This is a genomic window from Streptomyces sp. NPDC005791 (assembly GCF_042871485.1).
GTDB lineage: Bacteria > Actinomycetota > Actinomycetes > Streptomycetales > Streptomycetaceae > Streptomyces.
In genome coordinates this window covers 251,521-274,292 of sequence record NZ_JBIAIP010000003.1, presented here as the reverse complement: position 1 = coordinate 274,292, position 22,772 = coordinate 251,521, and the positions used below count along the sequence as shown (strand labels likewise).

The 22,772-nt window shown below is 71.5% G+C and carries 23 protein-coding genes and 2 pseudogenes; 15 read left to right on the top strand and 10 right to left on the bottom strand.

From position 1 onward, the window contains the following. Positions 1-4 precede the first annotated feature (4 nt). Positions 5-1,000, bottom strand: a complete 996-nt coding sequence (locus ACFYSH_RS08350; RefSeq protein WP_359465201.1) for a DMT family transporter — start codon at positions 998-1,000, stop codon at positions 5-7. Continuing rightward, complete coding sequence (locus ACFYSH_RS08345) at positions 997-1,809, bottom strand: phosphatase PAP2 family protein (protein ID WP_388751462.1); 813 nt, start codon at positions 1,807-1,809, stop codon at positions 997-999. The genes ACFYSH_RS08350 and ACFYSH_RS08345 overlap by 4 nt, the downstream gene beginning before the upstream one ends. A 165-nt stretch (positions 1,810-1,974) precedes the next feature. Here ACFYSH_RS08345 and ACFYSH_RS08340 point away from each other — a divergent pair, with 165 nt between their 5' ends. The 5 genes from ACFYSH_RS08340 (at position 1,975) to ACFYSH_RS08320 (ending at position 5,572) form a co-directional block, all read left to right on the top strand. Further along, complete coding sequence (locus ACFYSH_RS08340) at positions 1,975-2,622, top strand: TetR/AcrR family transcriptional regulator (RefSeq protein WP_359465199.1); 648 nt, start codon at positions 1,975-1,977, stop codon at positions 2,620-2,622. A 202-nt stretch (positions 2,623-2,824) separates the two neighbouring features. Then, positions 2,825-3,838 (top strand): SPFH domain-containing protein, encoded by a 1,014-nt coding sequence (locus tag ACFYSH_RS08335; protein WP_359465198.1) that lies wholly within the window; start codon positions 2,825-2,827, stop codon positions 3,836-3,838. Further along, positions 3,835-4,734, top strand: coding sequence for a hypothetical protein (locus tag ACFYSH_RS08330; RefSeq protein WP_359465197.1), 900 nt, complete (start codon positions 3,835-3,837; stop codon positions 4,732-4,734). The genes ACFYSH_RS08335 and ACFYSH_RS08330 overlap by 4 nt, the downstream gene beginning before the upstream one ends. Beyond that, entirely contained in the window at positions 4,677-5,036 is a 360-nt protein-coding gene (locus tag ACFYSH_RS08325; RefSeq protein ID WP_388751459.1) for a hypothetical protein, read from the top strand. Before ACFYSH_RS08330 ends, ACFYSH_RS08325 begins: the two co-directional genes overlap by 58 nt. A 41-nt stretch (positions 5,037-5,077) precedes the next feature. Further along, positions 5,078-5,572, top strand: a complete 495-nt coding sequence (locus ACFYSH_RS08320) for an FBP domain-containing protein (protein ID WP_359465196.1) — start codon at positions 5,078-5,080, stop codon at positions 5,570-5,572. A 28-nt stretch (positions 5,573-5,600) separates the two neighbouring features. Here ACFYSH_RS08320 and ACFYSH_RS08315 read toward each other — a convergent pair whose 3' ends face one another. Continuing rightward, positions 5,601-6,269 carry a GntR family transcriptional regulator gene (locus tag ACFYSH_RS08315; protein ID WP_388751457.1) on the bottom strand — a complete coding sequence of 223 codons (669 nt, stop codon included), beginning with the start codon at positions 6,267-6,269 and terminating at the stop codon, positions 5,601-5,603. 222 nt (positions 6,270-6,491) lie between these two features. On the opposite strand from ACFYSH_RS08315, the pseudogene ACFYSH_RS08310 reads away from it, so the two are divergent. The 9 genes and pseudogenes from ACFYSH_RS08310 to ACFYSH_RS08270 all read left to right on the top strand — a co-directional run. Beyond that, positions 6,492-6,752: pseudogene (locus ACFYSH_RS08310) on the top strand (amidohydrolase family protein); the annotation flags it as partial. Continuing rightward, positions 6,748-6,909 (top strand): annotated as a pseudogene (locus ACFYSH_RS08305) (MFS transporter); the annotation flags it as partial. The pseudogenes ACFYSH_RS08310 and ACFYSH_RS08305, both read left to right, overlap by 5 nt. Before the next feature lie 434 nt (positions 6,910-7,343). Beyond that, positions 7,344-7,712, top strand: coding sequence for a hypothetical protein (locus tag ACFYSH_RS08300; RefSeq protein WP_359465195.1), 369 nt, complete (start codon positions 7,344-7,346; stop codon positions 7,710-7,712). Next, complete coding sequence (locus ACFYSH_RS08295) at positions 7,709-8,497, top strand: 2,3-dihydro-2,3-dihydroxybenzoate dehydrogenase (RefSeq protein ID WP_359465194.1); 789 nt, start codon at positions 7,709-7,711, stop codon at positions 8,495-8,497. Before ACFYSH_RS08300 ends, ACFYSH_RS08295 begins: the two co-directional genes overlap by 4 nt. Positions 8,498-8,587: 90 nt before the next feature. Further along, positions 8,588-9,787, top strand: coding sequence for an isochorismate synthase (locus tag ACFYSH_RS08290; protein ID WP_388751454.1), 1,200 nt, complete (start codon positions 8,588-8,590; stop codon positions 9,785-9,787). Then, entirely contained in the window at positions 9,784-11,433 is a 1,650-nt protein-coding gene (locus ACFYSH_RS08285; RefSeq protein ID WP_388751453.1) for a (2,3-dihydroxybenzoyl)adenylate synthase, read from the top strand. Before ACFYSH_RS08290 ends, ACFYSH_RS08285 begins: the two co-directional genes overlap by 4 nt. A 35-nt stretch (positions 11,434-11,468) precedes the next feature. Then, on the top strand, positions 11,469-12,101 hold the full coding sequence (locus tag ACFYSH_RS08280) for an isochorismatase family protein (RefSeq protein WP_359465189.1): 633 nt from the start codon (positions 11,469-11,471) through the stop codon (positions 12,099-12,101). A gap of 7 nt (positions 12,102-12,108) precedes the next feature. Further along, positions 12,109-12,336, top strand: coding sequence for a phosphopantetheine-binding protein (locus ACFYSH_RS08275; RefSeq protein ID WP_359465188.1), 228 nt, complete (start codon positions 12,109-12,111; stop codon positions 12,334-12,336). Beyond that, on the top strand, positions 12,333-12,467 hold the full coding sequence (locus tag ACFYSH_RS08270; RefSeq protein WP_388751451.1) for a hypothetical protein: 135 nt from the start codon (positions 12,333-12,335) through the stop codon (positions 12,465-12,467). The genes ACFYSH_RS08275 and ACFYSH_RS08270 overlap by 4 nt, the downstream gene beginning before the upstream one ends. 170 nt (positions 12,468-12,637) lie before the next feature. On the opposite strand, the gene ACFYSH_RS08265 is transcribed toward ACFYSH_RS08270, so the two are convergent. From ACFYSH_RS08265 to ACFYSH_RS08250, 4 genes are all read right to left on the bottom strand, one after another. Then, a complete protein-coding gene (locus ACFYSH_RS08265) occupies positions 12,638-14,851 on the bottom strand; it encodes a catalase (RefSeq protein ID WP_359465186.1) in 2,214 nt (737 codons plus the stop codon). A gap of 162 nt (positions 14,852-15,013) precedes the next feature. After that, positions 15,014-17,044: a CocE/NonD family hydrolase gene (locus tag ACFYSH_RS08260; RefSeq protein ID WP_388751448.1), complete on the bottom strand. Its 2,031-nt coding sequence runs from the start codon at positions 17,042-17,044 to the stop codon at positions 15,014-15,016. A 39-nt stretch (positions 17,045-17,083) separates the two neighbouring features. Continuing rightward, positions 17,084-18,400 (bottom strand): ATP-grasp domain-containing protein, encoded by a 1,317-nt coding sequence (locus tag ACFYSH_RS08255; RefSeq protein ID WP_359465183.1) that lies wholly within the window; start codon positions 18,398-18,400, stop codon positions 17,084-17,086. 117 nt (positions 18,401-18,517) lie between these two features. Beyond that, positions 18,518-19,144 (bottom strand): alpha-ketoglutarate-dependent dioxygenase AlkB, encoded by a 627-nt coding sequence (locus ACFYSH_RS08250; RefSeq protein ID WP_359465181.1) that lies wholly within the window; start codon positions 19,142-19,144, stop codon positions 18,518-18,520. 275 nt (positions 19,145-19,419) lie between these two features. Between ACFYSH_RS08250 and ACFYSH_RS08245 the strand changes: the two genes are divergently transcribed. After that, positions 19,420-19,884, top strand: a complete 465-nt coding sequence (locus ACFYSH_RS08245) for a DUF5709 domain-containing protein (protein WP_359465180.1) — start codon at positions 19,420-19,422, stop codon at positions 19,882-19,884. 50 nt (positions 19,885-19,934) lie between these two features. Here ACFYSH_RS08245 and ACFYSH_RS08240 read toward each other — a convergent pair whose 3' ends face one another. The 3 genes from ACFYSH_RS08240 to ACFYSH_RS08230 are packed head-to-tail and all read right to left on the bottom strand — an operon-like array spanning position 19,935 to position 22,769. Then, a complete protein-coding gene (locus tag ACFYSH_RS08240) occupies positions 19,935-20,852 on the bottom strand; it encodes a glycosyltransferase family 2 protein (protein ID WP_388751445.1) in 918 nt (305 codons plus the stop codon). Then, positions 20,849-21,757 carry a glycosyltransferase gene (locus ACFYSH_RS08235; protein WP_359465177.1) on the bottom strand — a complete coding sequence of 303 codons (909 nt, stop codon included), beginning with the start codon at positions 21,755-21,757 and terminating at the stop codon, positions 20,849-20,851. The genes ACFYSH_RS08240 and ACFYSH_RS08235 overlap by 4 nt, the downstream gene beginning before the upstream one ends. Further along, positions 21,750-22,769 (bottom strand): glycosyltransferase family 9 protein, encoded by a 1,020-nt coding sequence (locus ACFYSH_RS08230; protein ID WP_359465176.1) that lies wholly within the window; start codon positions 22,767-22,769, stop codon positions 21,750-21,752. The genes ACFYSH_RS08235 and ACFYSH_RS08230 overlap by 8 nt, the downstream gene beginning before the upstream one ends. Between the last annotated feature and the right edge of the window lie 3 nt (positions 22,770-22,772).

The window sequence follows — 22,772 nt, the reverse complement described above, 5'->3', positions numbered from 1 at the left end:
GCCCTCAGCCGGGCCCGCCTCCCGGGGAGCCGACCGGTTCCGGGCGCAGTGTGAACGGTTCCGTGGTGCGTGCGGCGGTCGCCGGCCCACCGGCGATGACGACCCTCGACGGCGGCCTCGTGACGGCGGTCGACGCCGGAGCGGCTCCGACCGGTGCGGTGACGGCCCCGGCGGAGCTCCGCGCCTGCGCGCGGCTGAGCAGGATCACACCTTCTACGGCGGCCCCGGCGCCGATGAGCGCGGGGAGCAGGCCGAGCAGGCCGCCTTGGAGGCGTTCGCCGAGCAGGACCAGACCGATCGCGGCGGCGGCGACCGGGTTGGCGAGGGTGACCACGGCGAGCGGCGCGCCGAGCCCGCCCCGGTAGGCGGTCTGGGAGAGCATCAGGCCGCCGAGGGCGAAGAGCGAGACGAGTACCGCCACGACGGCCAGCCGCCAGCTCAGCAGCGGTCCCGAGTGGTCGGTCGCGGCGACCGTCAGGGTCTGGGTGAGGGCGGAGGCCACCCCGGATGTGATCCCCGACGCCGCGGCGTGCCGGAGGCCGGGTCGGGTACCCGGGCGGCTCAGCGCGGCGACGAGTGCCATGGTGACGGCCCCGACGCCCAGGGCCTCGGGAAGGCTCAGCGTGTCGTGCGGCGCGGCGCCGCCCGCGGCCAGGAGCAGCGCGGCGAGGCCGACGAGGGTGAGGAGCGTGCCGCGCCATTCCGTACGGCTGACCCGGCGGCCCGCGGCGCGGGCTCCGAGCGGGACGGCCGCGACGAGGGTGAGCGCGCCGAGCGGCTGGACCAGCGTGAGCGGTCCGTACTTCAGCGCGGCGACGTGCAGCAGTGCCCCGCCGGCGTTCAGGCCGACCGCCGACCACCAGGCTCCGCGGCCCAGCAGGCTCAGCGCTCCGGCCGAGGGTTCGGTCCGGCCGGCGAGCCGGGCCTGTGCCACCGCGGCGGCCGCGTAGGCGCCGGCGGAGACGAGCGAGAGGGCGACGGCTGTGAGCGTGGCGTTCATCGCCGTACTCCCGACCGGGCGTACGCGGGGGACGCGTAGCTCCGCGCGGGGACGGCCGCCGGCCAGGACAGGTGTGTGCGGACCGGTGTGCGCGGCAGCCTGAGTGCGGCGTAGACGACGGCGAGCAGCGCGGAGACCACGATCGCGTCGAGCCAGTAGTGATTGGCGGTGCCCACGATGACGAAGAGGGTGAACAGCGGGTGCAGCAGCCACAGCAGGCGCCAGCGGGAGCGGGTGGCGACGATCAGCCCGACGGCGACCGCCAGGGCCCAGCCGAAGTGCAGCGACGGCATGGCCGCGAACTGGTTGGCCATCGAGTCGGCCGCGGGGGTGTCCCCGTACACCGAGGGGCCGTAGACCTGCCCGGTGTCGACGAGGCCCGCCGCGTGCAGCATCCGCGGTGGGGCGAGCGGGAAGAGCAGATGCAGCGCGAGCGCGGCACCGGTGAGCGCGGCCAGGATGCGGCGTGACCATACGTAGTGGCGCGGACGGCGCCAGTACAGCCAGACCAGGAAGGCCAGGGTGGCCGGGAAGTGCACGGCCGCGTAGTAGGTGTTCGCGGTCTGGACGAGCGCGGTGCTGTCCAGCAGAACGCTCTGTACCACTCCCTCACCGGGGAGTCCGAGGGCTCGCTCGAAGCTCCAGACGTGTCCGGCGTTGTGGAAGGCCTCCTCGACATGGCCGTTCGCGGCCTGGCGGCCGAGTTTGTAGACGAGGAACAGTCCGGCTACGAGAAGCAGCTCGCGGACGAGGGGCGGTCGGGCTGAGGTGTCCGGCTCCCGCTCCGCAGGCTCGCTGCGGGTGTACATCACCCGTGCCCCTTTGCTGACGATGCGCTGTGATGACGTAGGCATGGCCAGTCCACGCCGTATCGATACGCCAGTGTACCGATACGCCGACGTATCGGTACACTTGCGTATCGGTACACTGCGTATCAAGGACCCCCAGCCGCAGAGTCGCAGAGAGGGAAGCAGATGCCGTCGCCCGGTTCAGCACAGGAGTCCGTACCCGCCTCACGCCGGTCGAAGATCACACCGGAGCGAGCGCAGGAGCTCTACACCGCCGTACTGGACCTGCTCCGGGAGAGCGGTTACGACTCGCTGACCATGGAGGGCGTCGCCTCACGCACCCGGTGCGGGAAGTCCACGCTCTACCGCCAGTGGGGCTCCAAACCGGAGCTGGTCGTCGCCGCGCTGCACGGCACCCGCAGGACCCTGTTCTCGGACATCGACACCGGCAGCCTGCGCGGTGACCTGCATGAGGTGGCACGGGTGGTGGAGACGGCGTCCGGGCAGGACACCGCGCTGATGCACGCACTCAGCCACGCGGCGCTCCAGAATCCCGACCTGCAGTGCGCGCTGCGCTCCACCCTGATCGCACCGGCCATCGGCGCGATCGACGCGATGGTCGAGCGCGCCGTCCGGCGCGGCGAGATCGAGGCGGGCAACCCCGCGGCCGACTACGTGGCCGCCCAGATGTTCGGCGTCATGCGCGCCCGGCCGCTCCTGCGGGAGCGGTACGACGACGAAGCCTTCCTCGCCCACTTCATCGAGTGCGCCGTGCTCCCCGCACTCGGACTCCCCACCGGCCTGCCCGTCACCCGGGGCGGCGACGGGACCTGATGAACGTGGGCCGTCGCCCGAGCGGATGACGACGGCCCACCCGCGCGCCGCACCGTGGGGACGGGGTCGGCGCACACACGGCCGGCCGGTGGCCTCCTCGGAGACCACCGGCCGGCCGTGTTTTCGCAACCCCTTCTCGTCGTCTTGACGATATGCGACGGAACTCGTTATCGTCTCCATGACGAGAAAGAGGGGGTCCGACATGGCCGACATCACCCGGCGCTTCGGCTGGCGCCACCTGCGCTCCGCGCCCACCAGCCACATCCGCCACCACCATCGCGGCAGGCTCGCCCATGACGGCCCCGGACTGAGCTTCTGGTACCGCTCGCTCTCGGCGGCGCTCTCCGAGGTCCCGGTCGACGACCGGGAACTGGCAATGGCGTTCCACGCCCGTACGGCCGACTTCCAGGACGTCACCGTGCAGGCCACGGTGACCTACCGGATCAGCGACCCGGCCGAGGCCGCCGCACGCCTGGACTTCTCGGTGGACCCCGACACCGGAGTCTGGCGCGGTGCTCCGCTGGAGCAGATCGCCACGCTGCTCACCGAGTCCGCACAGCAGCACACCCTGGACGTCCTGGCCCGCACTCCGCTCGCCGCCGCCCTCGTGGACGGGGTGGCCGCCGTACGGGAACGGGTCGCCACCGGACTCGGGGCCGAGCCCCGGCTGCCTGCCACGGGCATCGACGTGGTCGCCGTGCGCGTCGTCGCCATCCGGCCCGAGGCGGAGGTCGAGCGCGCCCTGCGCACCCCGGCCCGTGAGCAGATCCAGCAGGAGGCCGACCGTTCGGTGTACGAGCGCCGGGCGGTCGCGGTCGAGCGCGAGCGCACCATCGCCGAGAACGAACTCGCCAGCAAGATCGAGCTCGCCCGCCGCGAGGAGCAGCTGGTCGACCAGCGCGGCACCAACGCCCGTAGGGAGGCCGAGGAGAAGTCGGCGGCCGACGAGGTGCGTACGGCCGCCGAGGCCGCCCGCACCGTGCGGCTGGCCCGCGCGGAGGCGGAGGCGGCCCGCGACGTCGGTGCGGCTCGCGCCGAGGCACAGGCGGCCTGGCTGCGGGCGCACGCGGACGTCGATCCCGGCACACTGCACGCCCTGGCGGCGACGCGGCTGGCCGAGAACCTGCCGCGCATCGACAGCCTCACCCTCTCCCCCGACGTTCTGACGGGCCTGCTCGGCCGGCTCGCGAGGCCGGAGCCGGAGGCGCGGGCGTGAGCCTGGCACCGCGCGCGGTGCTGGTGCACCGGAGGACCGAGTACGAGGAGCTCCTGGCGCGGCACGGCACGCACGGGCAGGCCGCGTTCGTTCTGGCCGGCCGCGGCCGGTCCATCGAGGAGGTGGCCGTGCGTCACCGGCGCAACGAGCGGGCGCTCGCCGAGGTGGCAGCCGCCGTGCCGCTGCGGTGGCGCCGGTCCCGGGTGGAGCGGGCGGACCTCGACCGTTTCCTCTTCGGGCCCGAGGACGTGATCGTCGTGGTCGGGCAGGACGGACTGGTCGCCAACGCCGCGAAGTACCTGTCCGGTCAGCCGGTGGTGGGCATCGACACCGACCCGGGCCGGAACCCCGGTGTTCTCGTACGCCACCGGGCCCGTGACACGGCTGCTCTGTGCCGGGCCGCCGCTTCACCCGGCGGGCGGCTGGACGCCCTCACGATGACCGAGGCCGTCGCGGACGACACGCAGCGCCTGCTCGCCCTCAACGAGATCTACCTCGGACCGCCCGGCCATCAGACCGCCCGCTACCGCATAGGGCAGGACGGCGCCCCGGCCGCGAGCGAGTCCCAGGCGTCCTCAGGCGTCCTGGTCGGCACCGGGACGGGCTCCACCGGCTGGCTGCGCTCCCTGTGGGCCGAGCGCGGCAGCCGACTGCGACTGCCGGCCCCCTCGGATCCGCGACTGGTCTGGTTCGTGCGCGAGGCCTGGCCGTCACCGGCAACCGGCACCTCCATGGTCGCGGGCGAACTGGGGCGCCGGGACGGCCTCAGGCTCACCGTCGAGTCCGACCGGATGGTGGTGTTCGGCGACGGGATGGAGTCCGACGCACTGGAGTTGACGTGGGGCCAGTCCGTCCGGCTCGGCGTCTCGGACACCACGCTGAACCTGGTGGCGTGACCGCGTGTGAGGATGGGCGGGCCCTTGGGGCCCCGGCCATGCCGGGGACTCGCATCCGACCGGCCGGGAGCACAGGAGCGCATGACCACCGATTCCGAGCCGTGACCGTCTTCGCGATGGTGCACGACGAACCACACCTCATCAGCGTGTGGCGGTGGACCGCTCCTGAGGAGCTGCCGAGCCCCCTGTTCGACCCCTCGGCGCAGATCCTGGCCGCCTGGCGCCCCGATCTCGGTGTCGCGCATCCGGCGGCCCACCATCTACGGATCTGTGCGTCCCAGGGTGGGGCCTATAACAATTAACTATTTGCCTAGGTCTCATAGGCAGAGTTAGCGTCGATGCCATGAGAGCCGTAAGCGAGCAGGACATCCGCGCGTCGTTCGTCAATTGCTCCAAGGGGGAGGCGAAGCGCCTGCCGATGCCCCGCGACCTGGAGGAGCGCCGGTGGGACGATCTGGACTTCCTGGGGTGGCGCGACCTCTCGGCGCCGGACCGGAGCTACATCGTCACCGAGCTGCACGGGGAGCTCATCGGGATCACGCTCCGCTTCCCGTCCCACCAGCGCGGCTTCCTGCACCGCAGCATGTGCTCGGTCTGCCTGACCACGCACCCGGGCAGCGGGGTGTCGCTGATGACCGCCCGGAAGCGGGGGCAGGCCGGCCGGGACGGCAACTCGGTGGGCATCTACCTGTGCACCGACCTCGCCTGCTCCCTGTACGTACGCGGCAAGAAGGACCCCGCCCCCGGCGGGCGCTTCGAGGAGTCACTGACTCTCGAACAGCAGATCGAGCGGACCAGGGGCAAGCTCTCCGCGTTCCTGGACCTGCTGGCCGCCTGACCGGGCGAGGCGGGGCCGGGCCGCCCGGTCAGCCGAGACGGACCGGCAGGGGGGTGTCCTTCAGCGCCGCGATCACGCTCTCGACGTGCGCCCGCGCGGCCGCCTCCGCAACGTCGGGCTCGCCCGCGACCACCGCGTCGATGATCGCCAGGTGTTGCGGCAGCGACCGCGCCGGACGGCCCGGGCGCAACGCGAGGCGGAATCGGTAACGCACCATCTGGCCGTCCATCCGCTCGAGCAGGGCTTGCGCCACCTTCTGACCGCTGACCTCACCGAGGCATTCATGCAGCCTGCGGTTCAGCACCGAGTAGGCGTCCGGGTCACCGTCCGCCACGGCCCGGCTCATGGCGGCGCCGATGTCCTTCAGCTCCTGTCGCACCTCGTCCGAGGCGTATTCCGCCGCCCGCCTGGCACACAGACCCTCCAGCAGGGCCCGGCACTCGGTGATCTGGATCGCCTCCTCGACGGAGATCACCCGGACCCGCGCCCCGCGCCGGGGGATCAGCTCCACCAGGCCCTCGGCGGCAAGATCCTGCAGCGCCTCACGCACCGAGCTCCGCGTCGCCCGGAAGACCTCGGAGAGCTCCTGCTCGACCAGGCGCTGCCCGGGCACCATGTCGCCCGCCGCGAGTGCCTCCCGGATACCGCTGGAGACCGCGCTCCGGCCCGTCCGGCCGGTGACCTGATTCGACGTCACCCCTCCGCCTTCCGTGCATCGTCGGGACATCCCACCGCCGCGTGGTCCCACACGACGCACCAGCGATGATGCCCGAAACTTTCTCGTCAGCCATATTGTCAACAATTTTATCGACGGTTACGGTGACGTGAACAACCGGCCGGGTGGGACGGACCGGCGAGCAGCCCTCCGGCTCGTGACGCAGGCACTCCCAGGCGCTGCCTGCACGCAACACCCGCAGGCCGGGTCGGCCGGCTTTATCCGGACCGCTTCGCGCCCGCCGCCATGCTTCCGCAGTCGCCGGGCGTCGACCCCGCCACCTGCGTACCGGAACTGACCAGATGCGTCGAGGAGTACGGCTCCGTCGCGCTGAACCTCAACCCGGACCCTGCCGGTGGGCACTGGACCGCGCCGCCTCTCACCGACCGCTCGTGGTACCCCCCGTACGAGAAGATGACCGAGTACGACGTACCGGCGCTGGTGCACGTCAGCACCAGCGAAGGGGTACCTCGCACCCACCCTCCTGCTCACCGTCCTGTGGGTGACCCAGACCATCGATTTCTTCGGCTACTCGAGTTTCGCGCCCACCCTGCTGTCCAAGGAGGGCTTCAGCGTCGAGAAGTCCGTCTTCCACATCGCTCTCACCACGGTCGGCGCGCCCTCGGCGGCCAGGTCCGTCGTTCCGGTGGCCGCCAGCGCGTCGCCTCGGGGGCGCGCGGTGACTGGGGCAGCAGCGCGACGCCGTGGGCGGCCCGGCGTCCGCTGATCGCCCAGATGTCCTCGCCGCCGGCCCGGACGGTCCCCGAAGAACAGCACAAGGGCCACAAGAAGGAGCAGAAGTCCCGTGCGGGCGAACAGGGTTGAGCGGCCTGGGGGCGGGGGCCTTCGGATGGGCGGGTTCCAGCTGATCTTGGCCGCCCCCCTTGCGCTATCGATATAAGGGTAGCCTAACCTAAAAGCACTCGTCCGGTTCCGGCGGGCCCTGGGCACCCTCATGCCCTGAAGTGGCACTTCGTGCCACCTCCTTCGATGCAGGCTTCGGAGAGCGCCCAGCCGGAACGGGATTCGTCTGAACGCAAACGGAGATCTCTGGCCATGGCGCCGTACTCGTCCCCCTCGTCCCGCAGAATCGCCCGTCCTGTCGTGTCGGCGGCCCTGCTCACCCTGTGCGCTCTCACCCTGAGCGCCTACGGGTCCGAGGACGAAGCCGAATCGGCCGACGCGGGCGCCGCGATGACGACGACCCAGGTCACGGACGCGGCTGGGACGGAAGTGAAGATTCCCGCCGGCCCGGAACGCGTGGTCGCCCTCAATGAGAGGGACCTGGACGCGCCCCTCGCTCCGGGGGTCGAGCCGGTGGGCCTGACCGCGGAACGCGGCCAGAAGGGTGCCCCCCAGTACCTGGCGGACCAGGCGAAGGGCATCCCGGTGCTCGACGACATCCGCAGGGCGATGGTCAAGTGAGCACCGGGAAGGAACTCAGCGGCCGGACCGCCCTCGTGACGGGAGCGGGACGCGGCATAGGCGAGGCGGTCGTCCACGCTCTCGCCGGCCGTGGCGCCCGCGTCCTCGCCACGGACCTGGACCCGGACGGCATCGTCCCGCTGGAGAAGACGTACGACGGTCTGGTGACCGCACGCACCCTCGACGTCACGGACCCCACGGCCGTCGAGGACCTCGTGGCCGACGCGGAGAACACGGTCGGCCCGCTGGACATCGCTGTCAACGTGGCCGGAATCCTCAGCGGTTCACCGGTCGCCGAACTGTCGGACGAGGAGTGGGCGGCCACGTTCGCCGTCAACACCCACGGGGTGTTCCATGTCTCACGGTCCGTCTCCCGCCGGATGACCGAGCGGGGGTCGGGCAGCATCGTCACGGTGGCCTCCAACGCCGCGGGCGTCCCCCGTACGAACATGGCGGCGTACGCCGCCTCCAAGGCCGCGGCCGTGATGTTCACCAAGTGTCTCGGTCTCGAGGTGGCGCCCCGGGGGGTGCGGTGCAACACCGTCTCCCCCGGCTCCACCCTGACCGACATGCAGCGCGGCATGTGGACGGCCGGGGACGAGGAGGCCTCCGCCCGCCGTGTCATCGAGGGCGACCCTGCGACGTACCGCACCGGGATCCCGCTCGGCCGGATCGCGGACCCCTCCGACATAGCCGACGCGGTCGCCTTCCTGGTGTCCGACCGTGCCCGGCACATCACCATGCACGACCTGTACGTCGACGGCGGGGCCACCCTGCGGGCCTGAGAGCCGGCCCGCACAAATGCCGCTCCGTCTCCTCGCCCCGCCCGACATCCCGCCTGCCGACGCTCGAGCCGTCCCCACTGGAGACCACCCATGTCTGCATCTCTGCGCGTCCCTACCGTTCCTCCCCCACTCGACTCACCCGGCGCCGCGACCGCCCTCCTGGAGGCCTACCAGCCCGGCACGGACCGATTCCTCGCCACACCCCGGCACACCCTGCTCGGGTCCGGGACCACGGCGCAGGTGCCGCACGACTCACGTCCGCTGACCGAGCGGGTGCGGGAGGTCCTGGACTCCGCCCGGAACGCCGGCGGCCCCGCCCCGGTCGTCATGGGCACCGTGCCGTTCGCCCCCGACGGCGTGGCGGCCCTCGCCGTCCCGGAGACCGTCCGATGGGCCACCGCCCTGCGCGCGGACCCGCTCATCGCGCTGCACGGCCCTGACGCCGGCCAGGGCGAGGACTGGCGGATACGTGAGGTGCCGGCCGCCGACGAGTACTCCGCGGCCGTCGCCGCCGCCGTCGAGCGGATGCGCGCCGGTGAGTTCGACAAGGTCGTCCTCGCCCGCACACTCGAACTGACCTCGGCGCGCGACCTCGATCTGCCGGCGATGCTCAGCCGGCTGGCGCGCCGTGACCCGGACGGCTACACGTTCGCCTTGCCCAGCGGCCCGGGCCGCACCCTCGTGGGGGCGAGCCCCGAACTCCTCGTGGCCCGCCGGGGCATCCACCTGGTCGCCAATCCTCTGGCCGGTTCCGCGCCGCGCAGCAGCGATCTGGCGGAGGACGTCCGCAGAGCGGCCGCGCTGCTGGACTCCCCGAAGGACCTGCACGAGCACGCGGTCGTGGTCGATGCCATCCGCGAGGCGCTCGCGCCGTTCTGCGCGCGTCTGGACGTTCCCGAACGCCCCACCCTCGTACGCACCGCCGCCATGTGGCACCTGTCGACGACCCTGACCGGGGAGCTGCGCGACCCCTCGTCCACCGCTCTGGACCTGGCGTCGGCCCTGCATCCCACTCCGGCGGTCTGCGGCACCCCCACCGATGTGGCCCGGCAGGTCATCGCGGAGTCCGAGCCGTTCGAACGCGGCGCGTACACCGGCATGGTCGGCTGGCAGAACGCGGACGGCGACGGCGACTGGGTCGTGACCATCCGCTGCGCCGAGGCCGAGGGCCGCACCCTGCGGTTGTTCGCCGGCGCGGGTGTCGTCGCGGAGTCCTCGCCGGCTGCCGAGACGGCGGAGACCGGGGCCAAGTTCCGGACCTTCCTGAGCGCTGTAGGAGCCTCCCTGTGACCGAACGTCATGTACCCGACGCCCCCACCTGGCCGGCCGAGTTCGCCGCACGCTACCGCGCGGCGGGCCACTGGCGCGGCGAGACGTTCGGTGGTGTGCTGAGCGAGCGCGCCGCCGCGCACCCCGACCGCGTCGCGGTCGTCGATCCGGCGCCGGAGCGCCGCGCGTGGACGTACGGGGAACTGGACGAGCGGGCCTCACGTCTGGCCGCGGGGTTCGCGGCCCGTGGGATCCGCCCGGGCGACCGGGTCGTCGTACAGCTGCCGAACATCGCCGAGTTCATCGAAGTCGTCTTCGCGCTCTTCCGTATCGGCGCCCTGCCCGTCTTCGCCCTGCCCGCGCACCGGGACACGGAGATCGAGTACTTCTGCTCGTTCACCGAGGCCGTCGCCTACGTGATCCCGGAACGGCACGCCGGCTTCGACCACCTCGCGCTCGCCTCGAAGGTCAAGGAGCGTACGCCGACCCTGGAGCACGTCTTCGTCGTCGGTTCACCGGGCGAGCACACCGCACTGTCCGAGGTGCCGTGCACGCCCACCGGGACCGGGTACGAACCACAGCCGCACGACCTGGCGTTCCTCCAGCTGTCGGGTGGTACGACGGGGGTGCCCAAGCTCATCCCGCGTACGCACGACGACTACATCTACTCGCTGCGCGGATCCGACGAGATCTGCGGGGTCGACGGCGACACCCGCTACCTCGTCGTGCTTCCGGCCGCGCACAACTTCCCGATGAGTTCTCCGGGCTGGCTCGGAGCCCTGTACGCCGGGGGGACCGTGGTCCTGTGCCCCACGCCGGACCCGGCGACGGCTTTCCCGCTCGTGGAACGCGAACGCGTCACGATGACCGGGATGGTGCCACCCCTCGCACTGGTGTGGACCCAGGCCGCCCCCGGCACCGAGCACGACCTGTCGAGCCTGGAACTGATCCTCGTCGGCGGCGCCAAGTACAGCGAGGTGGCGGCCCGCCGGCTGGAGCCCGCGCTGGGCTGCCGGCTCATGCAGGTCTTCGGCATGGCAGAGGGGCTCGTCAACTACACGCGGCTGGACGACGACCACGAGACCGTGGTCACCACCCAGGGCCTGCCGATCTCCGAGGACGACGAGGTCCGGGTCGTCGACGACGACGACCGGGACGTACCCGAGGGCGACTTCGGGCACCTGCTGACCCGTGGCCCGTACACGATCCGCGGCTACTGGCGCGCGCCCGAACACAACGCACGGGCCTTCACCGAGGACGGCTTCTACCGCACCGGCGACATCGTGCGCCGCACCCCGACGGGCCATCTGATCGTCGAGGGGCGCGCCAAGGACCAGATCAACCGGGGCGGTGAGAAGGTCGCTCCGGAGGAGATCGAGAACATCATCCTCGGCCATCCGTCGGTGCACGACGTGTCCGTCGTGGGGGTGGCCGACGAGTACCTGGGGGAACGCACCCTGGCCTACGTCATCCTGCGTGAGGACGCCGAGCCCCTGAAACCGGTGGCGATCAAACGCCTCGTGCGCGAACGAGGCGTCGCCGCGTACAAGATCCCCGATCTCGTCGAATTCGTCGAGGCCTTCCCGCAGACCGGAATCGGCAAGGTCAGCAAGAAGGGACTGCGCTCCGACGCGGTGCCGGGCCGCGCCGATACCACGCAGCAGTGAGTTCCGCCCAGAGCGGCACCGAAAGGTTCCACCCCATGGCACTTCCCGCCATCGCTTCGTACGCCCTGCCGACCGAGGCCGAACTGCCCGCGAACCGGGCGGGCTGGACCGTCGACCCCTCACGGGCCGTTCTTCTCGTCCACGACCTGCAGAACCACTTCCTCGGTGCGTTCCCGCCCGGTGAGCAGCCGCTCACCGGCATGCTCGACAACACGGCCCGCGTCATCGAGGAGTGCCGCCGCCTCGGTGTACCGGTGGTCTACTCGGTCCAGCGCGGCGGCCAGACAGTCGAGGAACGCGGTCTCCAGCTCGACTTCTGGGGGCCCGGCGCAGCCGACGACCCGCAGGCGCTGGCGATTCCCGAGGCCGTGGCGCCCGTGGAGGGCGACATCGTCCTGACCAAATGGAAGTACAGCGCGTTCGTGCGCACCGAACTCGACTCCCTGCTGCGTGAGTCCGGCCGCGACCAGCTGGTGATCACCGGTGTGTACGCGCACATCGGGGTGCTCATGAGTGCCTGTGACGCGTGGATGCGTGACATCCAGGCCTTCGTGGTCGCCGACGCCGTCGCGGACTTCTCGCGCGAGGACCACGACACGGCACTTCGCTGGGCGGCGGGCCGCTGCGCGGTCGTCACCTCGACCGACGCGCTCGTGAAGGGGCTCTGAACACACCGTGGCGCTCACCCTTGAACTGATCCGCCACGATGTCGCCGACGCCCTCGGTGAGGAGCCCGCGGACGTGCCCCTCGACGAGAACCTGATGGACCACGGGCTGGACTCGGTACGCATCATGTCGCTGCTGGAGCGGTGGCGCCGGGAGCACGGTGTCGAGGCGGACTTCGCGGACCTCGCCGAGGACCCCGTCATCGGGACCTGGGCGTCGCTGCTGGAGGTCTCATGACCGTCCTGCTCCCCGACGCCGGCAGGGCCGGCCCGGGTCCGCCGGATGTGCTGATCGCCGCTCAGGCCCTGTACACCTCGCGGGCGCGCGGACCGCGGCGGCCGGCGTGGGGTGTCCGGCGGCGGCTCTGACGTGATCACGAGAAGGGATCCGACACAACGGGGGCTGACAACTTAGGGTCACGTAACCGCTCGAGAGTCGGTCGCACGCGTCACCCACCCCGATGTACTTACTTGGGTAAGGCCGGAGGCGGCACCCGGATCTCCGGGCGCCGCCTCCGGCCTGTTCACGTGGTGCGTCGTCAGACCGTGGCCGGGAAGCGGTCCCAGACACGGTGCTTGCCCAGGAGCTGCTTGACCTCTTCCAGCACCTCGCTGCCCGTGCCCGCGTTCACCACGCCCGGCGCGCCCTGGGGTACGCCCGCGGACTCGAGGACAGCCTCGCCGCCGGCCCAGGCCCCGATCGCCTTGGCGTGCCGGTATGCCTCGTCCAGCAGCAGGAGCAGCCGGGGGTCGGTGGCCCGGCCCGCCGTGCCCGCCTTCGCGTCCCGTGCGCCGATGGCATCGGCGCCCGGGGCCGGAGCGCCCGCGAGGAGGACCGCGTCGAACTCGATGGAACGGGCGGTCGCGAAGGTGCGCTGGACGACGACCGGGTCGCCGCCCGCGTCGAGGACACCGCCCGCGGGGGCGATGACCAGCGGGACCATGCCGGCACTCTGCACCGCGTCGCGTACCGCGCGCACACCGTCGAGGTCGCAGTCCTTGTCGGCGACGATGCCGATGACCCGGCCGTCCACCGGCCAGACCCCCCCGACCTGCGAGAGCGCGGGGCTGGGGTCCGGGTTCGCGAGGGGTCCGTCCGGCGTGGGAGCGGGCAGCCCCAGCCCGGTGGCGACCTGTTCGCAGAGCTGGGTGTCGATCCGGGCGAGCACCTTGAGGGCACGCTCCTTGATCGCCTGCTCGTAGCACTTGCCCAGCTCGAAGGTGTAGGCGGCGATGATGTGCTCGCGCTCCACGGGCGTCATGCTGAGCCAGAAGAGGCGGGGCTGACTGAAGTGGTCGTCGAACGACTCGGGGGCCTCGCGCACCTTCCGGCTCGCGACGACCTCGGCGGGCACCTCGACGAAGGCGCCGTTGTCCGCACCCGCCAGGAACGGGCAGCCGCCGTCCAGGGAGTTGGGCCGGTACGGCGCGACACCTCTGTGGACCGCGGTCTGGTGCATACCGTCCCGCAGCATGTCGTTGACGGGTGCGTGCGTCCGGTTGATGGGCAGCTGCGGGAAGTTGGGGCCGCCGAGCCGGGTGAGCTGGGTGTCGACGTAACTGAACAGCCGCCCCTGGAGCAGTGGGTCGTTGGTGACGTCGATGCCGGGCACCATGTTGCCGACGTGGAAGGCGACTTGTTCCGTCTCGGCGAAGAAGTTCGACGGGTTGGCGTCGAGGGTCATCAGGCCGATCGGCTGTACCGGGGCGAGTTCCTCCGGGACGATCTTCGTGGGGTCCAGCAGGTCGATCCCCTGGAACATCTGCTCGGGGTTGTCCGGGAACGTTTGGACGCCCAGCTCCCACTGGGGGAAGGCACCGGCTTCGATGGCGTCCGCGAGGTCCCTGCGGTGGAAGTCCGGGTCCACCCCGCTCGCGATCTGGGCCTCCTCCCAGACCTGGGAGTGGACACCCAGCTTGGGTTTCCAGTGGAACTTGACCAGGGTGGTGGCACCTTCGGCGTCGACGAGCCGGAAGGTGTGGACGCCGAATCCCTCCATGGTGCGGAACGAGCGCGGGATACCACGGTCGGACATGTTCCACAGCGTGTGGTGCGTGGCTTCGGAGTGCAGGGTCACGAAGTCCCAGAACGTGTCGTGGGCGCTCTGTGCCTGCGGGATCTCCCGGTCCGGGTGCGGCTTGCCCGCGTGGATGACGTCGGGGAACTTGATGGCGTCCTGGATGAAGAAGACCGGGATGTTGTTCCCGACAAGGTCGAAAACGCCCTCCTCGGTGTAGAACTTCGTCGCGAAGCCGCGGGTGTCGCGCACGGTGTCGGCCGATCCGCGGGAGCCGAGCACGGTGGAGAACCGGACGAAGACCGGCGTCTCCACGTCCTTCGCCAGGAAGGCGGCCTTCGAGACCTTGGCCGCGGTCCCGTACCCGCGGAACACCCCGTGGGCCGCGGCGCCGCGCGCGTGCACCACACGCTCGGGGATGCGCTCGTGGTCGAAGTGGGTGATCTTCTCCCGCAGGTGGTGGTCCTGGAGCAGGACCGGTCCTCGGGGACCCGCCTTCAAGGAATGGTCGGTGTCGTACAGCCGAGCGCCCTGTGCCGTGGTCAGGTAGGCGCCGCTCTGCGCGTTACGGGCCTGGTCGGCTCCGGTGGGCTGGCCGGTGGGGCTCACCGTCTCCGGGCCGGTCTGGTCGGGCTTGGGCGGCAGTGGCTCGCGTGGCACCGTCGGTTCCGCCGCCGACGGGGGAACGGCGGCGGGCGCGCCCGGAATCGGCTGGTTTCCTTGGGTCTCCGTCACTTCTTCGTCCTCCTGAGATGTGTGGCTGGTCGCCGGACCGACGTGCCGGTGAGTTCGGTGCGGCGAGCCGCCCGGACACGCGTATACCTGCCGTAGCAGGGCCTCCCCGCCACGGCGGGCACCGCGCCGTCACTCCTTCGGCAGCGTCCGTCGGTGGAAGGGTCAGACGTTCTCTCTGGGGATCCGTTCGTTCCAGGTACGGGAGAAGACCCGGCGCCCGTCCTCGTACCCGTCGAGCGTGGCGTCCACGTGGAAGGCGTCCTTGTCCGAGGTCAGCACGGTGCGCGTCTCGACCCGGACATCCCAGTCGGGACGGCCGAAGCTCATCTCCCATGCCGATTCACCGCGCACGGACCCGAAGTCCTCGCCGGTCCAGCTGTACTTCTCGCAGGCCCTCAGCCCGGTCTCGATCCCGGTGTCCTCGTACCGCTGGCGTCCGCGGTCCTTCACGATGTCGAGCACCGACCGGTAGTCCACCAGGTCCCTGGTCACGGTCCACGCCTGTTCCGGCTCGCTCAGCCGTGTGACGGCCGGCGGCGCGCAGCCCTCGGGCTCGCCGAAGGGGCGCAGGGCCTTGTCCTGCGGTACGTCGACGGGGCGGACCGGCAGGGTGAGGGTGCTGCCGTTCTCGTACACGCTGAGCAGCGCCGGTTCCGGGGCGGGCCAGACGAGCGGCCAGTACGAGGTGGAGAGCGACAGCCGGATGCGGTGTCCGGGCGGGAACGCCTGCGCGACGCTGTGGAGCGGTACGCGCACCCGATAGCGCTTGCCCGGTTCCAGGGCCGCCGGGGTCTCCTGACTGTCGCGGTGCGTCAGGTTGAGCACGCCGTAGGTCACCCGGGTCGAGCGCCCGTCCGGTGCGACGTCGGACAGCCTGACGTTCAGCTGGGCCAGCGGTGCGTCCGCGGCCACCTCCACGTCGAGGGCGGGTGCGCCGAGGACCTCGACGCGCTCGGCCAGCGGCTCGGTCTGGAAGACGAGCGAGCCGCCGTCCTCCTCGCGCTGGTCGTAGGGGAGGTCAGGCGGGGCGTTGTACGAGGCCCACTTGCCGGCGAACTGGCCGACCGACAGCGGTGACTGCACCGTGTGGACGCGGTCCTCCTGCTTCCCGTGGGCCTCCGGCCCGCCCAGGGCTCCGTCCCGCAGCGGGAGGACGGTCTCACCGATGTTCGGCGAGGGCCATGACGGCTCACCGACCCACCTGCCGGGCCGTTCCTCGTACGAGGTGGAAGGCGGGACGCTCTCCTGCATCCAGGCCTGGAGCATGGGGCCGTCCATGACGTCGTTGTCGATGCCCTTGAGCCAGTGGTCCCACCAGCGCACGACCTCCTGGAGGTATCCGATGGCCGGTCCCGGCTCGCCGAGGTGGGGGAGCTTGTGCGACCAGGGGCCGATCAGTCCCTTGCGCGGCACGTCGACGTGGCTGAGCAGTCGGGTCACCGCGTTGGAGTAGCCGTCCGCCCAGCCGCTGGAGGCGAGCACCGGGCAGCGCAGGGCCGAGTAGTCCTCGCTCAGGCTGGCGTGGCGCCAGTAGTCGTCCCTGCTCTGGTGGCGCAGCCACTCCAGCACCCATGGGCGTGCCGCGTCGAGCCGTTCCCGCCACATCTCGCGCCAGCGTGCACCGACCACGGCCGGATCGGGCGGGCACGTGGCGTAGGCGAACATGGTCCCGGCCTCGGCCAGGTTGTCGGACAGCATCGCGCCGCCGAGGTAGTGCATGTCGTCGGCGTACCTGTCGTCGGTGAACGACGCGACACAGATGGCGCGCAGGCTCGGCGGCCTGCGTGCCGCCGTCTGGAGGGCGGCGAAGGCGCCCCAGGAGATGCCCATCATCCCGGTGTTCCCGTCGCACCAGGGCTGCTCGGCGATCCAGGCGAGGACCGTCTCGGCGTCGCTCTGTTCCTGTTCGAGGTACTCGTCCAGGAGGACCCCCTCCGACTCGCCCGTCCCCCGGAGGTCGACACGCACGCACGCGTAACCGTGTCCGGCGAAGTAGGGGTGGTGGATGGCGTCACGTGTGGAGGTGAGGTCGTTCTTCCGGTACGGGATGTACTCCAGGACGGCGGGCACGGGTTCCGCGTCGGAGGCGGTGGGCCGCCAGATCCGTGCGGAGAGCTTGACTCCGTCCTCCATGGGGATCGTGACGTGCTTCTCTTCCTGGATCGCGAAGGGCAGCTGGTCGACGTGGCGCATGCCGGTGCGACCTCCTTTCGTCGTGCTGGACCTGCCTGCTCACCGGGTCTTCGTGCCGCGGCCTCCCGGCTCCGTCTCGTCGAAGGTGAGGCCGAGGGCTGCCACGCACCGGTCGAACTTGCGGCGCAGGTCCTCCTCGTCGTCTCCTCCGGTGAAGATGTGTGCCACCTCGTAGCTGTAACTGTCCTGCTGGGAGACCGTGGAGAGCTTCTGTCCCTCCTCGGGCACGACGTCGATGCGCACTCCGGGTATCTCGCGCTCGATGGCGGCGATCCGCTCCGGGGTGGGCACCTCGTGCACCTTCCCGTCGCCGAACCAGCGGTAGTACCACTTGGCGGCCACGGCGTAGGGCCCGAGTCCTCCGGGCAGTGCCGGGTCGCGCCCGAGCGCGAGACTGATCATGCGGTGGTGGTTGGGCACGCCGTCGACGTAGTCGAAGAGTTCGGCATGGGACTGCGAGTGCCTGGGGTTGATCTCCAGCAGGCTGATGTCCTGCGTCTTCGGGTCGTAGAAGTACTCGATGCTGAAGGTGGCCGATTCCATGCCGATCTGCTGCATGGTCCGCTCACTGACCTCGTGCAGCTTGCGGATGACCGGGGCGGGGAGGCTGCTGGGGTACTGGTGGCGCAGGAAGCACGGGGAGGCCGGGTAGTTGATCGAGTCCAGCACGCCGTACACATGCGCCCTGCCCTGGTACACGTAACCCTCGACGGCCACCTGGATCCCGGTCATCGCCTCCTCGGCCAGACAGACCTGGCCTCCCACGCCCTCCATCTCCGGGGGGAGCTCCAGCAGGTCGAGCACGGTGTCGAAGGGCCTGCCGACCCGGCCTATGCCGGCCCGGATCCTGTCGACGGCGGCTCGGAACTCCGTCATGTCCGAGACCCCGTAGGCCAGCTCGGACGAGTAGGCGAGGGCCGGCTTGAGCCACATGGGGAAGTTCACACCCTCGGGGGGCTTCGGGTCGTCCGCCTCCAGGTCCACCCGGCCGAAGCGCGGGTGCTCCTCGATGACCCTCTGCTGTTCGAGGCGGCTCCAGTACTTGTGCTCGCACTTGACGACGGATTCGAGGCTGGTCGTACGCACGCCGTACTCCTTGCCGAGCATCGGGACGAGAGTGCTCACCGGGAAGTCCCAGTAACCGACGATCGCGTCGATGCTGCCGTCGTGCGCGTCGAGAACGGCCCGGGCACGGTCCATCAGTGCGGGCACGGACACCTCGCCCTCCTGCAGTTCCTCGACGGTCAGCAAGCGGTGGAACCGGTAGGCGTCGGCGTCCGGGACCGCTTCCAGCATCGGCAGGTTCGAGTCGTCGAGGCCGACGACGAAGATGTTCTTGCGCTGCACCTGCGGCATACGGGTGTCCCTTCGGTGAGAAAGTGCTCCTGCACACCACAGCGCCTGCCCTGGCCGGCAGCCGACATGCAGGGCCTTCTTCGAAGGGCGGTGTCCGGCTCTTCGCCGAGGCGTGCGTCAGCGCACTCCGCGAGGCCGGAACTGGACACTGATCCGCGGCCCCCGGGCGTGCGCGGTCTTCGGGATCGCGTGCTGCCAGGTGCGCTGGCAGGAGCCGCCCATGACGATCAGGTCGCCGTGGCCGAGCGGCCGGCGCACGGTGTCACCGCCGCGGCAGGGACGCAGGAGCAGATCGCGCGGGGCACCGAGGGAGAGGATCGCCACCATCGTGTCCTCGTGCGAGCTGCGGCCGTTCAGGTCGCCGTGCCAGGCGACGCTGTCGCGCCCGTCCCGGTAGTAGCAGAGTCCGGCCGTGGTGAAGGGCTCGCCGAGCTCGTCACCGTAGTGGGAGGACAGTGCGTCGCGGGCCTCGTCGAGCACAGGGCTCGGCAGCGCGTCCCCGGCGCGGTAGAAGGCGAGCAGCCGGGGCACGTCGACCGTCCGGTCGTACATCTGCCGCCGCTCGGCGCGCCAGGGCACTCCGGCCGCGAGTGCGGCGAAGAGCTCGTCGCCGCCGCCCAGCCATCCCGGCAGCAGGTCTATCCACGCGCCGTCGCCGAGGACCGTCCGTCGGAGTCCGGTGAGGGGGCCGAGGCGCGGGCCGTCGGCCTGGTCGAAGAGCGAGCCCTGGAGGTGTACGGACATGACGGCAAGTCTACGCGCTATTAGAACAAGCGTTCCTTTCGGTGAGGTGAGGCGGCCTCGCGAAGGGTTCTTTCCCGGTCGCACCTGCCTCATAACGGTCATAAGCTGCCGGGGCCGACCGGTGATGCCTTCCTCCGCTGGCGGACCGGTCCGCGGCTCCGTCCCGGTTCGGATCACTGACCTGCGCTCGGGTGGGCAGGAGAGCGGCGACGCCGGACGGCCCGCGCGAACGGGCGACGGCGCACGCGGCACACCTCAAGGGAAGGAGCAGCCTGATGTCGGACGCAGGACGCGGTGACGACGTCTACCAGCCGGACGGATCGGACGTGGACAACCCGCCGACGGACGAGCTCGATCCGGAGAACGTGATCGACGAACCCGGCCTCGACGACGTACTGGACACGGGGTACTCCCCGCCGGAGAAGCCTCTGGGCGTGTCGAAGTACGGCACGACCGGTGAGGAGCAGCGGGAGGGGGAGTCCCTCGACCAGCGCCTCGCACAGGAGCAGCCCGAAACGGACCCTGGTGCGACGGACGATGCCGCCGAGGACGAGCCGGAGGACAACGGCCCGGAGGAGAACCACGCCGGAGACGTACGCGCCGGGCGCGTCACCGCCGCCGATGAGCCGGGTCCCGTACGCAACAACAGGGTGCTGGGCCGCGATGTGGGCATCGACGGGGGTGCGGCCTCCGCCGAGGAGGCGGCGGTGCACATCCAGGAGGACGACAACGGGGCTTGAGGCACGGACGCCCGCCCGGCGGAGGCCGCCCTCCGGGCGGGCCTGCGTTTTCAGCCCACGTAACGCCGGGCGGTCCCCCGCCGCTGGGCCTCCCCCAGGGCGGCCAGCCGGTCCTCGATGTCCCTCGGTACGGGCCGGCGCTGCCGAAGAACCCAGGGCAGCCCCTGCAGCGCCTGCGCGAAGGCCCGCAGGGACGCAGCGTCCCGGGGGACCGTGGCCAGCAGATGAAGGGTGCGCTTCAGGGCCGGTACGGCCGGACGCCGCAGCCAGGTGAACCACAGGGTGTTGCGCAGCCCGGTGGTCCGCCGGGCGGTGCTGTCCCGGACCTCCGACGCGGCGTGGTGGATGACCGCCTCGGGCAGATAGGCCAGCCACCAGCCGGACCGCATCAGGTCCGTGGCGAGCAGCTCCTCCTCCCCGCCGAGCCAGATGCCGGGATGGAAGCCCCCAGCCTCGCGGAACGCTGCCACCCTCATCACCGTCGCCGCCGCGAGGAACGAGCCGATGGCCGGTCCCGGAAGCCAGTCGGGTCCGGTGAGCGGTGAGTCACGCAGTTCGGCCACCACGGGATCGTCCCGCCCCTCCGGTTCGACCACGATCCGCGCGGTGACGGCCGCGAGCCGAGGGAGCGCGTCGAGGCGGTCGGCGGCGACGCGCAGGGAGCCCGGCTCCCACCAGGTGTCGTCGTCGCAGAACGCCACGTACGGGGTCCGGACGTGACGCACCGCGAGGTTACGGCCGACCGCGCCCAGGTTCTTCCCCGGCCTGAGCAGCAGGACCTCGGGGAAGTCCCGGGCCACGGCCTGAGCCGTCCCGTCCTCCGACGCGTTGTCCGTCACGATGACGGCCGGGCGTTCCGGCAGTTCCCTCAGGAGACGCAGGGTGCGCGTCAGTTCGGGACGGCGGTCGTGGGTGATCACCACGACCGTGGTGCGCGGGTCCGGTCCGGCCGGGCTCTCGGGCGTCATCGCGCTCGGCCTCGCGCCGGTTCGCTCTCCAACAGCCTGATCTGATCCTCGACCCAGCCGGGCAGCCGCCGGCGCCCCCGCAGTGCCGCGGGAACTCTGACCAGGGCCTCCCTCAGGGCCCGGCCCGCCTCCGTGTCCCCTCGGGACCACTCCCCCAGCAGACGGCCGCTCTCCCGCGCGGCCACCGGCAGCGGCCGCCGGAGCCAGGCCGTGAGCAGTGCGTTGCGCCGCATCCGCGTCGTCCTGCCCGGGCGTTCCCCCGGGTCGGGGGCGTGATGGGAGACCAGGGACGACTCGTACACGACGCCCCAGCCGGCCGCCGTCAGGTCGTAGGCGAGCAGTGCCTCCTCGGCCCCGAAGAAGAGCAGCGGGTGGTACCCGCCGGCCGCCAGGAACGCGGACCGGCGGACCACTGCCGAGCAGCCGAGGAATCCGAGCACCGGTCTGCCGGGAAGGTCCGCGCGCATCGGCAGCGACGAACCCGCGAGCACCGTGTTGATCCGGTCGTCCGTGCCGTCCGGCTCCACCACCGTACGGGCGGCCAGGAGGCCGAGCCGGGGAAAGGTGCCGAAGAGCGCTGCCGCGGCTTTCAGGGCTCCGGGCTCCCACCAGGAGTCGTCGTCGCTGAAGGCGACGTACGGTGTGGTCGCCCGGCGCGCCGCCAGGTTCCGCCCCAGAGCGCCGGTGTTGCGTCCGGGACACAGCAGTTCGGCCTCGCAGGGGTGTGCGCGTACGGCGGTCCCGGTGCCGTCCGACGAACCGTTGTCCACCACGATGACGGGCGGCCTCTCCGGAAGTGACTGCAAGTGGTCAAGGGTGCGGATCAGGCTTTCTCGGCGGTTGCGGGTGATGACGACGACCGTGGTCCTGCCGTCCGTCCCCCGGTCACCCGGGCGGTCACGCATGCGCGGTCACTTCCTCGGTGGAGTCTCCACGCCCCAGGGCCCCGAGTGCGCCCTCCAGCACCCGGCCGGCGTCGAGCCGGAGCAGCAGCGGATCGGGCTCGTCCGCGTGCGGGTCACCCGGAGGCCCCGGGTGCCACAACACCCTGTGCCTGCGTACGGGGGGCGGGCCCCACAGCGCGGGGTCGACCGGTCCGAAGAGGGTCACCGAAGGGGTTCCGTGGGCGAAGGCCAGGTGGGCGGGCCCGGTGTCGCCGCTCAGGAAGAGGGCCGCTCCCGCGAGGAGGGCGGACAGCTGAGCGAAGGTCAGCGTGCCGGCGAAGACATCGCCTGACCCCAGTCCCGCGCCGCCGGCCACCGCCACGCACAGGCTTTCCTCGCCGGGACCGCCGGTGACGACGACCCTGTGACCGGCGGCCCGGAGGCCCGCGGCGACGGCGGCGTAGCGGGCGGCCGGCCAGCGGCGGGCTCCCGAGTCGGCACCGGGGTGCAGCACGACGGCCCCCGGGGCGGGTGACGGCAGCGCGGGTGGCGGGATCCTGACGTCGCCGGGGTCCGCCGTGATGCCGTAGGCCTCGAGGAAGCGGCACCAGCGCAGCCGTTCGTGTTCCGTCGCACGCCAGCGCGGTGGTGAGGGGTGCCCGGGTTCGGGACGGGCGTACGAGAGGACACGGCCCGGTCCCAGCGCGGCGAGGGCCTCGTGGCTCTCCGGTCCGTTGCCGTGCAGGTCGACGGCGACGTCCGGCGGGGCGCCCCGCCAGTGGCCGAGAGGAGGGACGCGGCGCCCGTTCTCCTCGGTCACGAAGTGCGCGTCGACGGCCAGGGTCGCCCGGACTGCGGGCCCCAGCGCACCCGGTGCCGCGAGCACGGTCTCATGGCCGGGGAACGCCCGCCGCACGGCCCGGAGGGCCGGTACGCCCGTCAGCAGATCACCGAGCCCCAGGGCGCGCAGGACCAGCACGGTGGGCCGCTTCCCGGAGGGCGGCGGAAGAACGGCCGGTGCGTCGGGAGTCATTCC

Bases quoted from the DNA above. Each gene is read 5' to 3' on its own strand.
- ACFYSH_RS08290 (WP_388751454.1), top strand. From the start codon at position 8,588: ATGTCTGCATCTCTGCGCGTCCCTACCGTTCCTCCCCCACTCGACTCA.
- ACFYSH_RS08335 (WP_359465198.1), top strand. From the start codon at position 2,825: ATGGCCGACATCACCCGGCGCTTCGGCTGGCGCCACCTGCGCTCCGCG.
- ACFYSH_RS08270 (WP_388751451.1), top strand. From the start codon at position 12,333: ATGACCGTCCTGCTCCCCGACGCCGGCAGGGCCGGCCCGGGTCCGCCG.
- ACFYSH_RS08260 (WP_388751448.1), bottom strand. From the start codon at position 17,044: ATGCGCCACGTCGACCAGCTGCCCTTCGCGATCCAGGAAGAGAAGCAC.
- ACFYSH_RS08255 (WP_359465183.1), bottom strand. From the start codon at position 18,400: ATGCCGCAGGTGCAGCGCAAGAACATCTTCGTCGTCGGCCTCGACGAC.
- ACFYSH_RS08250 (WP_359465181.1), bottom strand. From the start codon at position 19,144: ATGTCCGTACACCTCCAGGGCTCGCTCTTCGACCAGGCCGACGGCCCG.
- ACFYSH_RS08350 (WP_359465201.1), bottom strand. From the start codon at position 1,000: ATGAACGCCACGCTCACAGCCGTCGCCCTCTCGCTCGTCTCCGCCGGC.
- ACFYSH_RS08320 (WP_359465196.1), top strand. From the start codon at position 5,078: ATGAGAGCCGTAAGCGAGCAGGACATCCGCGCGTCGTTCGTCAATTGC.
- ACFYSH_RS08230 (WP_359465176.1), bottom strand. From the start codon at position 22,769: ATGACTCCCGACGCACCGGCCGTTCTTCCGCCGCCCTCCGGGAAGCGG.
- ACFYSH_RS08300 (WP_359465195.1), top strand. From the start codon at position 7,344: ATGGCGCCGTACTCGTCCCCCTCGTCCCGCAGAATCGCCCGTCCTGTC.
- ACFYSH_RS08240 (WP_388751445.1), bottom strand. From the start codon at position 20,852: ATGACGCCCGAGAGCCCGGCCGGACCGGACCCGCGCACCACGGTCGTG.
- ACFYSH_RS08345 (WP_388751462.1), bottom strand. From the start codon at position 1,809: ATGTACACCCGCAGCGAGCCTGCGGAGCGGGAGCCGGACACCTCAGCC.
- ACFYSH_RS08245 (WP_359465180.1), top strand. From the start codon at position 19,420: ATGTCGGACGCAGGACGCGGTGACGACGTCTACCAGCCGGACGGATCG.
- ACFYSH_RS08235 (WP_359465177.1), bottom strand. From the start codon at position 21,757: ATGCGTGACCGCCCGGGTGACCGGGGGACGGACGGCAGGACCACGGTC.
- ACFYSH_RS08340 (WP_359465199.1), top strand. From the start codon at position 1,975: ATGCCGTCGCCCGGTTCAGCACAGGAGTCCGTACCCGCCTCACGCCGG.
- ACFYSH_RS08280 (WP_359465189.1), top strand. From the start codon at position 11,469: ATGGCACTTCCCGCCATCGCTTCGTACGCCCTGCCGACCGAGGCCGAA.